Genomic DNA, 4,250 nt, shown 5'->3' with positions numbered 1-4,250 from the left:
CAGGTCAAGGTGCGGGGCTTCCGCATCGAGCCGGGCGAGGTGGAGGCGCGGCTGGCGGAGCACCCGGGCGTGCGCGAGGCCGTCGTCCTGGTCCGCGAGGACGCGCCGGGGCAGGCCCGGCTCGTGGCGTACGTCACCGGCGACGGAGGCGCGGACGCCGAGGCCCTGCGGGCCCACCTGGCCGAAACGCTGCCGGCGCACATGGTGCCCGCGGCCTTCGTGCGCGTGGACGCGTGGCCGTTGACGCACAACGGCAAGCTGGACCGCGCGGCGCTCCCCGCGCCCGGGAGCGACGCCTTTGCCGCCCGCGCGTACGAGGCGCCCGCGGGGACGACGGAAGAGGTGCTCGCGGAAATCTGGGCCGAGGTGCTGCGCGTGGAGCGGGTGGGCCGCGGCGACCACTTCTTCGAGCTGGGCGGCCACTCGCTGCTGGCCGTGCAGGTGATCTCGCGCGTGCGGCAGGCGCTGGGGGTGGAGGCCGCGCTGGGCGGGCTGTTCACGCACCCCGTGCTGGAGCACTTTGCCCGGGCGCTGGACGGGGCCGCGCGGGCGGCGCTTCCGCCCATCGAGCCCGCGCCCCGCGACGGGCCCGTGCCCCTCTCGTTCGCGCAGCAGCGGCTGTGGTTCCTGGAGCAGATGGGGAACCTGGGAAGCGCGTACCACATCCACCGCGCCGTGCGCCTGCGGGGCGCCCTGGACCGCGCGGCGCTCGTGGCGGCGCTGGACGGCCTCGTGGCCCGCCACGAGGCCCTGCGGACGACGTTCGCGGAGGTGGACGGCGTCCCGGCGCAGCGCATCGCACCGGCACGGGCGAGCCGCTTCGCGCTGGTGGAGCATGACCTGGCCGGGCGCGACGACGCGGACGCCGAGCTGGGGCGGGTGCTGGGCGAGGCGGCGCGGGCGCCCTTCGACCTGGAGCAGGGCCCGCTCATCCGCGGGCGGCTCGTCCGCCTGGGGGCCGACGAGCACGTCCTGGCGGTGGCCATGCACCACATCGTCAGCGACGGGTGGTCCATGGGGGTGCTGTTCCGCGAGCTGGCGGCCCTGTACGGCGCCCACGCCGCGGGGCACGCGCCGGAGCTGGCCCCGCTCCCCGTGCAGTACGGGGACTACGCCGTGTGGCAGCGGCGGTGGGTGGAGGGCGACGTGCTGCGCGAGCAGGGGGACTACTGGACGCGGACCCTCGCGGGCGCCCCGGAGGTGCTGGAGCTGCCCGCCGACCGTCCCCGCCCGGCGCAGGTGGACCACGCGGGGGCGCTGCTGGGCCTGGAGCTGGACCCGGCGCTCACGGCGGGGCTCAAGGCGCTGTCGCGCCGCCACGGCACCACGCTGTTCATGACCCTGCTGGCCGGGTGGGCCACCGTGCTGGGCCGGCTGGCGGGGGTGGACGACGTGGTGGTGGGCACCCCGGCGGCCAACCGCGGGCAGCGGGAGATCGAGGGGCTCATCGGCTTCTTCGTCAACACGCTGGCCCTGCGGATGGACCTTTCCGGCGCGCCCACGGTGGCGGAGCTGCTGGGGCGGGTCAGGGAGCGGACCCTGGGCGCGCAGCACCACCAGGACATCCCCTTCGAGCAGGTGGTGGAGCGGGCCGCCCCCGTGCGCAGCCTGGCGCACCACCCGCTCTTCCAGGTGATGTTCACCTGGCAGACCGCGGCCCAGCGGGGCGGGCTGGCCCTCCCGGGGCTGGACGTGCGCGGGGCGGGCGGGGGGGCGGGGCCGGTGCACGCCAAGTTCGACCTCGCGCTCGCGGCGTGGGAGGACCAGGACCGCATCGTGGGGAGCCTGACGTACGCCACGGCCCTCTTTGACCGGGAAACGGTGGCGCGCTGGGCGGGCTGCCTGCGGCGGGTGCTGGAAGGCATGGCCGCCGACGACGGCCGGCGGGTGGACCGCCTAGCGCTCCTGTCCGGCGAGGAGCGCGCGCGGGTGGTGGAGGGGTGGAACCGTACGGACGCGCCGTATCCCCACGCGGCGGGGATCCCCGCGCTCTTCGAGGCGCAGGCGGACCGGACGCCGGACGCCGTGGCGGTGGTGGACGGGGACGCGCACCTCACCTACGCGGAGCTGGACGGGCGGGCCAACCGGCTGGCGCACCACCTGGCCGCGCGCGGCGTGCGGCCGGGCGACCGGGTAGCGCTGCTGCTGCCCCGCGGGACGGCGCTGGTGGCCGCCGAGCTGGCGGTGCTCAAGGCGGGCGCGGCCTACGTTCCCGTCAACCCGGACGATCCCGCGGAGCGCGTCGCGTTCCTGCTGGCCGACAGCGGCGCCCGCGCCGTGCTCGCCCCGGCCGGGCAGGCCGTCCCCGCGGTCGCGGGCGCGGCGCGCATCGACGCCGACGCCGTCCCCGACGGGGCGGCGGCCCGCCCGCGGACGCCGGCGGCCGGCGGCGAGGCGGCCGCCTACCTGATGTACACGTCCGGCTCCACGGGCGAGCCCAAGGGCGTCGTGATCCCCCATCGCGCCGTCACCCAGCTGGCGCTGACCAACGGCTTCTTGGACCTGCGGGCCGACGACCGGGTGGCGCTGGCGTCCAACCCCGCGTTCGACGCCGCCACCATGGAGGTGTGGGGGCCGCTCCTGAACGGCGGCCGCATCGTGGTCGTCCCCCAGGCGGTGCTCCTGGACCCGGGGGCGTTCGGGCGCCTGATGACGGAGCAGGGCGTCACCGCGTTCCTGTTTACCGCGGCCCTCTTCAACCACTACGCGCGGGAGATCCCGGAGGTGCTGGCCGGCCTGCGCTACGCCTGCACCGGCGGCGACCGCACGGAGGTGGCCGCGTACGAGCGCCTTCTCCGCGAGGGCGGGGCGGTGCGGGTGCTCAACTGCTACGGCCCCACGGAGACGACGACGTTCTCCCTCGCCGCCGTGGTGGACCGGGAAAGCCTGGACGGCCCCCGCGGCATGCCCATCGGCCTGCCCAAGGGCAACGCGCGCGCCTACGTCCTGGACCGCGCGGGCGAGCCGGTGCCGGTGGGCGTCACCGGCGAGCTGTACCTGGGCGGGGCGGGCGTGGCGCTGGGCTACCGGGGCCGGCCCGGGCTCACCGCCGGACGCTTCGTGCCCGACCCGTTCGGCGGCGCGCCGGGCGCGCGCCTGTACCGCACGGGCGACCTGGTGCGCCGGCGGGCGGACGGGCGGCTGGAGTTCGTGGGCCGCGGCGACTTCCAGGTCAAGATCCGCGGCTTCCGCATCGAGCCGGGAGAGGTGGAGGCGTGCCTGCTGGAGCACGCGGCCGTGCGGGAGGCCGCCGTGGTCGCGCGCGCCGACGCCCCGGGCGAGAAGCGGCTGGTGGCGTACTGGGCGGGCGACGCGGACGCCCCGGCCGACGCGCTGCGCGCGCACCTGGGCGGGCGCCTGCCGGAGTACATGGTGCCGGCGGCGTTCGTGCGGCTGGACCAGCTCCCGCGTACGTCCACGGGCAAGGTGGACCGCGGGGCCCTCCCCGCGCCCGCGGCCGACGCGTTCGCCGCCGGGGCGTACGAGGCCCCCGCGGAGGGCACCGAGGAGGCGCTGGCGGAGATCTGGGCCGAGGTGCTGGGCGTGGAGCGGGTGGGCCGCCAGGACGACTTCTTTGCCCTGGGCGGGCACTCGCTGCTGGCCGTGCAGGTGATCTCGCGCGTGCGGCAGGTGATGGAGGTGGAGGTCGCCCTGGGCGCGCTGTTCACCCACCCCGTGCTGGCGGACTTCGCGCGGGCGCTGGACGGGACGGCGCGGGCGGCCCTTCCGCCCATCGAGCCGGCGCCCCGCGACGGGCCCCTGCCGCTCTCGTTCGCGCAGCAGCGGCTGTGGTTCCTGGAGCAGATGGGAAGCCTGGGGAGCACGTACCACATCCACCGCCCCATGCGCCTGCGGGGGGCCCTGGACCGCGCGGCGCTCGCGCGCGCGCTGGACGGCATCGTGGCCCGCCACGAGTCGCTGCGCACCGTCTTCACGGAGACGGACGGCATCCCCGCGCAGCGCATCGTGCCGGCCGGGGCGGGCGCCTTTCTCCTGCGGGAGCACGACGCCGCCGGCCACCCCGACCCGCAGGCGGAGCTGCGCCGGCAGATGGCCGAGGAGGCGCGCGCGCCCCTCGACCTGCAGCGGGGGCCGCTCATCCGGGGCCGGCTCGTCCGGCTGGCCCCCGACGACCACGTGCTGCTGCTGACCATGCACCACATCGTCAGCGACGGCTGGTCCATGGGAGTGCTCACCACCGAGCTCTCCGCCCTGTACGCGGCGTACCGCGAGGGCCGCACGCCGGACCT

1 protein-coding gene is annotated in these 4,250 nt (G+C 77.0%); it reads left to right on the top strand.

The window, feature by feature from the left end; genetic code table 11:
• Positions 1-4,250, top strand: a 4,250-nt coding sequence (locus VFZ20_RS15600; protein ID WP_329684835.1) for an amino acid adenylation domain-containing protein, incomplete at both ends; no start/stop codon positions are given.

It is taken from the genome of Longimicrobium sp. (genome assembly GCF_036280135.1).
Classification (GTDB): Bacteria; Gemmatimonadota; Gemmatimonadetes; order Longimicrobiales; family Longimicrobiaceae; genus Longimicrobium.
The sequence above is the reverse complement of the archived record's forward strand: the minus strand, read 5'-3'. Positions and strand labels throughout refer to the sequence as shown.